General features: G+C 47.2%; 4 protein-coding genes and 1 pseudogene. All 5 read right to left on the bottom strand.

Features of this window, described 5'->3' with window-relative positions; all coding sequences use genetic code 11:
* A pseudogene (locus L5M28_RS21500) lies at window positions 1-154 on the bottom strand (IS110 family transposase); the annotation flags it as partial.
* 448 nt (window positions 155-602) lie between these two features.
* Window positions 603-1,313, bottom strand: a complete 711-nt coding sequence (phoU, locus tag L5M28_RS21495) for a phosphate signaling complex protein PhoU (RefSeq protein WP_028760530.1) — start codon at window positions 1,311-1,313, stop codon at window positions 603-605.
* 70 nt (window positions 1,314-1,383) lie between these two features.
* Entirely contained in the window at window positions 1,384-2,202 is an 819-nt protein-coding gene (gene pstB, locus L5M28_RS21490; protein WP_028760531.1) for a phosphate ABC transporter ATP-binding protein PstB, read from the bottom strand.
* 33 nt (window positions 2,203-2,235) lie between these two features.
* Window positions 2,236-3,894 (bottom strand): phosphate ABC transporter permease PstA, encoded by a 1,659-nt coding sequence (gene pstA, locus L5M28_RS21485; protein WP_028760532.1) that lies wholly within the window; start codon window positions 3,892-3,894, stop codon window positions 2,236-2,238.
* Between the two features lie 59 nt (window positions 3,895-3,953).
* Window positions 3,954-6,212 (bottom strand): ABC transporter permease subunit, encoded by a 2,259-nt coding sequence (locus L5M28_RS21480; protein WP_263204378.1) that lies wholly within the window; start codon window positions 6,210-6,212, stop codon window positions 3,954-3,956.
* Window positions 6,213-6,251 lie beyond the last annotated feature (39 nt).

The raw sequence follows: 6,251 nt of genomic DNA, 5'->3' as shown, positions 1-6,251 counted from the left end.
CCATAACGATAAGGCAAGGCTCAATTTTCGCGACAAAGGGCAGCAAGTCTTTGCGTCTAAGCATTTTCTTTTTGATTAACTTGCCTGCTTTATCGACACCAACAGCATGAAAAACAGACTTTGCGATATCTAAACCGATTGTAGTAATCTTCATAGGTGGACCCGTCCTCTTTCTGATGAGTTTTAGCGACTACATCGTGGCCCATTGCGAGGCCGATTAAAAGTGGATGGGTCCATTCCATTATCCCTGTTTAACGGCCAGTTCGCCGTCCATGGCTCTCGTTCATAAGCTCAGAAACCCTAGGTTTCTATTCACCGTGTCGGTGAGTAAGTACTATGGCAAGCCTGTATGTGTGGATACCAGCCAACGCCTAGCAACTAAAATGACAGTTCACTCAGCTATACTAGCCTGCAGAATTTTCCAATGCGTTTTTACCAAATCGAATTGACTCATCATTGCTATTAGTACTGTCAAATCAGTCTATAAAAGCAGTCGGCATTTATTAAGCCGCATTTAAAAGCCCTAAAAGCAAAACGCTCCACAGAGACTGTAGAGCGTTTTATTCAGCGAATGGCATTACAATAGCAGATTAATACTTGTGTTAGCCTTTCATGTCCTTTTCCATATCTTCGTAGGAAGTATGGCGAACGTCTTTACCTTTTACGTAGTAGATGATGTATTCACAGATATTTTTGCAGCGGTCACCGACACGCTCTACTGCGCGTGCAGCCCATAATACGTCGAGTATGTCTGGGATTGAACGCGGATCTTCCATCATATAGGTCATTAACTGGCGAATAATGCCTTCATATTCACGGTCAAGCTTAGCATCTTCTTTATGCAGCTCTAACGCGGTATCGGCATCCATACGGGCCAAGGCATCTAAAGTCGCATGCAACATCCGAGTCGCATGACGCCCCATATTTTCAATGCTAACTAACAAAGGCTGCTGATTATTCAAACGTTTATCTAATGCTGCTTTTGCAATCCGCACACAGGCATCACCAATACGCTCAAGATCGGCGATGGTTTTTGAAATAGCGATAATCAAGCGTAAATCACTGGCCGCAGGTTGACGCTTAGCAATAATACGCGTGCATTCTTCGTCAATGGAGACTTCCATCGCATTGACCTTATGATCGCCTGCAATCACCCGCTGGGCTAACTCGGCATCGAGGGCACTTAAGGCATCAATCGCTTGCTCTAGCTGACGTTCAACCAAGCCACCCATGGCGAGCACTCGATTACGGATATCATCCAGTTCAGCGGTGAACTGACCCGAAATGTGCTTACTTAAATTCATGTTTTCCATTGCGTTCCAACCTGTTACTTAACTGTTGACCCATACCAAGCCGTGGTGGCCTTATCCGATACTCAAGCGATTAACCGTAACGTCCTGTGATGTAATCTTCAGTCTTACGTTTTTTCGGCGTGGTGAAAATCGTATTAGTATCAGCATATTCAACTAATTCACCCATATACATAAAGGCCGTTTGATCCGATACCCGCGCCGCCTGTTGCATGTTATGAGTCACGATAACCACAGTGTATTTCGTCTTAAGCTCAGTGATTAACTCTTCAATCGTCAGCGTCGAAATCGGATCGAGTGCCGATGTTGGTTCGTCGAGTAATAACACTTCTGGCTCAATGGCTATCGCACGGGCAATCACCAGACGTTGCTGTTGACCGCCAGACAAACCAAAGGCGTTATCGTGCAATCTGTCTTTAACTTCGTCCCAAATCGCCGCGCCGCGCAATGAACGCTCAGCCGCTTCGTCGAGTTCACGACGGTTATTCAGCCCTTGCAATCTCAAGCCATAAACAACGTTTTCATAAATCGACTTAGGGAAAGGATTTGGGCGTTGGAACACCATACCGACATTACGGCGCAGAGCCGCGACGTCAATCTTTTTGTCGTAAATATTCTGGCCGTGCAGCAATATCTCGCCGCCGATATGACAATTATCAACTAAGTCATTCATGCGGTTAATACAGCGCAATAGTGTCGATTTACCACAACCACTGGGGCCGATAAAGGCAGTGACTTGCTTCTTGGGGATCTTCATCGATACATTAAACAGCGCTTGCTTATCGCCATAGCGCAAATCTAAGTTACGGATCTCCAGCGCGGTGTCGTTCTGGCTTAAGTTAGCTAAATCAAAGTTATTGGTTTTCATTGCTGTCGAATCTATAGAAATCATATTTAGTCCTAATACTTTCAGGATAATCGCTGATTAGTGCTCAAGCGAACGATATTTTTCACGTAAGTGGTTACGCACGCTAATGGCCGTCAAGTTGAGTGCCACAATCACAGACACCAGCAAGAAAGAGGTTGCATACACCAGAGGACGTGCCGCTTCAACGTTAGGACTCTGGAAGCCCACATCATATATATGGAACCCTAAGTGCATGAACTTACGTTCTAAATGCACAAACGGGAAGTTAAAGTCCAGTGGTAAAGTTGGCGCTAATTTAACGACACCCACCAACATCAGCGGTGCCACTTCACCGGCAGCACGAGCGACCGCTAAAATCAAACCCGTCATGATCGCTGGACTCGCCATCGGTATCACAATCCGCCACAGGGTTTCAGCCTTAGTCGCGCCCAGTGCCAAACTACCTTGACGCACTGCACTTGGAATACGACTTAACCCTTCTTCAGTCGACACAATAACCACTGGCAGCGTCAAAATCGCGAGGGTTAATGCCGACCAAATCACCCCTGGCGAACCAAAGGTAGGAGCAGGCAAAGCTTCAGCGTAAAACAATTGGTCGATGGAACCGCCCATCATGTACACGAAGAAACCTAAACCGAATACACCATACACAATCGAGGGCACACCCGCTAAGTTGATTACCGCAATGCGGATCATCTTAGTAATAGGGCCTTTCTTAGCATATTCATGTAGATAAACCGCCGCGACCACGCCAAATGGCGTCACGATAACCGCCATCAACATCACCATAAATACAGTGCCGAAAATCGCGGGGAACACGCCGCCCTCAGTGTTGGCTTCACGCGGGTCGTCACTCATAAAGCGTCCAATACCGACAAACCACTTACCAATTTTGCCTATGAGTCCTAAGTGATTCACATAGGTCACATCGAGAACGGTATCGAGCTTCAGTTCAACTTCTTCGCCGCGCATATCTCGGACGATAACCGAGTCACGCGCCGCATCATCACGCAGGGCAAATAACGCTTTTTCAAGCACTAAGTAATCTTCTTGCAGTTGAGCTCTCTTGGCGACCAACTCAGCTTTAATACTGTCGGTCAGTTCCCCATCCAGCTCGAAACGACGCTCCTGCAAACGCAATTTTTCAATGGCGTAGTTAATCGAACCAATATCTTGCTTCTGCAAATCAACCGCTTTGTCCGATAAGGCAACTGCGCGTTCGATATGCTCCATTAAGGAGGATTCAATCGCATCATTCACTAAATCAAGACGCTTGCCATTTTCAATCACGGCTATCGGATAACCGTAGAAGTTACCGTTTTTAGCCCGCTCGATCAGTGCAACCTCGCTTGGCACAGAACGACTAACAATGTCCGTACCTAATATCCAGCGGAAATCCAAACCCACAAATTCACGGTTACCGGTTTTCACTAAGTAACGGGTCACAAACTCGCCCGGATGTTGCTTAAACACATGTCCAGCAGCAATCAAACGCTCAGTCGGTACTTCTTCCCTATCGTAAACCTCACCAATTAAGGTCGAACGTACACCCGTGTTATCTTCAAGCTCCCACTGGTAAACGGTTGCAGGCCAAAAGTAACTTAAGCCGCGCCATGCGATTAACAATAATAAGCCTAAGACGGCAATCAAACTGATGCTCACGGCACCGCCCGTCATCCATATCCATGGCGAGCCTGATTTTACCCACTTACCCATTGCACAAACCTCTCAAGGTCACTGGCGAAATAGTATTTAATGTCATTGTCTTATCCCCGTTACAGCGAGCTATAGCGTTCACGTAGACGCTGTCTCACCACTTCTGCAATGGTGTTAAAGAAGAATGTAAAGATGAATAGTACGAACGCAGCAAGGAAGAGCACACGATAATGCGAGCTACCGATAGCCGATTCAGGCATTTCAACCGCAATGTTTGCCGCCAAGGTTCGCATCCCTTCGAACACACTCCATTCCATGATGGCAGTGTTACCAGTGGCCATCAGTACAATCATGGTCTCGCCAACGGCACGGCCAAGGCCCATCATAATGGCCGAGAAAATCCCCGGACTTGCGGTTAACAACACCACGCGTGTCAATGTCTGCCAAGGCGTCGCACCTAAGGCTAAGCTGCCGTTAGATAAATGACGCGGTACAGAGAAAATGGCATCTTCAGCGATGGAGAAAATCGTTGGGATCACCGCAAAGCCCATGGCAATACCGACCACCAGCGCGTTACGTTGGTCGAAGGTGATCCCCAGTTCGTTAGTGATGAATTGACGGGTATTACCATCAAACAGCGCCACTTCGATGATTGGGCTGACCGCAAAAGAGAACCACCCCACGAAACAGACCACAGGGATTAACATCAGCTCTTGGTACACTTCGGGTAAACGTTGTTTCCACTTACCCGGCAACCTACTCCAGCCATAGGCAGACGTGAGTATCGAGGTCGGCAATAAGATCAGTAGAATTAAAATGCCGGGGAGATGCTCTTCAATCAGTGGCGCTAACCACAGACCCGCCAAGAAGCCTAAAATCACCGTTGGTAATGCTTCCATGATTTCAATGGTCGGTTTCACGAAACCGCGCACCTTAGGCGACATAAAGTAAGCCGTGTAAATCGCACCAGCAACGGATAAAGGCACGGCAAATAACATGGCATAAAATGCCGCTTTCATTGTGCCGTAGGCCAATGGCATTAAGCTCAGCTTAGCTTCGAAATCGTCAGAACCTGAGGTCGATTGCCATACATATTTAGGCTCTGGATAACCTTCATACCACACCTTGTCCCACATAGCGCTCCATGACACTTCTGGGTGGGAGTTTTCCACACTGAAGATATGCAGCTTTTTGTCCGCCTCAACGACTATGCCGTTTGAGCGTGGGGTAAAGCCCATTTTACCGGGGTTTTTAAGGTCAAACTTTGCATCAAACAGTTCACGATGACTCGTGGTATAGAGTAGTGTTAGCTCACCCTTAGGGCTCACAGTCGCAAAACTCTTACGGTAGAATTCAGAGGTAATCGAGCTGATGGGCGGTAAGTCATCAAACTGACGAATCTCTTGATATAAACGCCCTTTTTCACCATTAACTTGGAAGTACTGCGCCACAATACCTGTGTCATAACTGACCAGTAATGAACTCGCACCCGCCAGCAAAGCCACGTTATTGACTTGTGCCTTAGCACGTTCAACATCAATCACCTGCAGCAGATCTAAGCTGTCAGTATCACGGATGTCGTACACGAAAATTTTATTGCCAGTTTGCAACATCAATTGACGTTGATCGGGCGTCATCAGCTCGTGGGAGACTTTCTTCGGCGCATCTTGAATTTGTGACGTCGTAGAAACCCACTCCACTTCTTCAGTCATCATGTTCTCTTGCCCTTCGAGACGAGTGAGGCGCCAAACACCTCTTTCATCTTGATAAGCAAAACTCATTTTGTCTGAGCTATAAGTGAAGGTCAGCTTATGAATCGCGCTGCCCGTCTCATCGACTGTTATGGGGGTTTCACCTGCGGGATAACGCAGTTTAGGTGTGATTAAACGTTTGTTATTAGGGTACGTTAAACCAAACTCTAGGCCCGCCACTATGACCTGACCATTACTTAGTCCCAGCGCAAAACGTTGTTCGCTCGGTACAGCAACGGCGGCGCTGGTGACTGTAACACCCGCTGGTAACGTCGGGGTAAAGCTAGAAAGTAAGCTACCGTCGGCAACAGTATAGAAGTCCACTTGACCATGAACGCTCACACGGTACATCACCTCATTTTGCTCTTCAGCACCCACCATTAAGGTCGGCACATCCGCGTGTTGATAGCTCACACTCTTAACGGGTGTGACATCAGCACTGTCGAAAATGGGTTTAATCACATACAACAGATAAAAGAAGATCAACAATAAGGCGACAAATACCATAGTGCCGCCAATAGTGACGCTGATTTGCGCCGCTTTATCCTTAAATGCCCTGCGATTCGAGCGTCCGCCTTTAAGCATACTGTGCGATGCAGAACCAGGTTGAGTGACCTGACTTTCCATTAAGAACCTCTATTATTAATAGCTAGCGAGTTTTTTCGC

Source organism: Shewanella sp. SW32 (genome assembly GCF_025653365.1).
Taxonomy (GTDB): domain Bacteria; phylum Pseudomonadota; class Gammaproteobacteria; order Enterobacterales; family Shewanellaceae; genus Shewanella; species Shewanella oncorhynchi.
The sequence above is the reverse complement of the archived record's forward strand: the minus strand, read 5'-3'. Positions and strand labels throughout refer to the sequence as shown.

What these genes read in the sequence shown, in the direction of transcription:
- L5M28_RS21480 (WP_263204378.1), bottom strand. Translation starts at nt 6,212, where the DNA reads ATGGAAAGTCAGGTCACTCAACCTGGTTCTGCATCGCACAGTATGCTT.
- pstB (WP_028760531.1), bottom strand. Translation starts at nt 2,202, where the DNA reads ATGATTTCTATAGATTCGACAGCAATGAAAACCAATAACTTTGATTTA.
- pstA (WP_028760532.1), bottom strand. Translation starts at nt 3,894, where the DNA reads ATGGGTAAGTGGGTAAAATCAGGCTCGCCATGGATATGGATGACGGGC.
- phoU (WP_028760530.1), bottom strand. Translation starts at nt 1,313, where the DNA reads ATGGAAAACATGAATTTAAGTAAGCACATTTCGGGTCAGTTCACCGCT.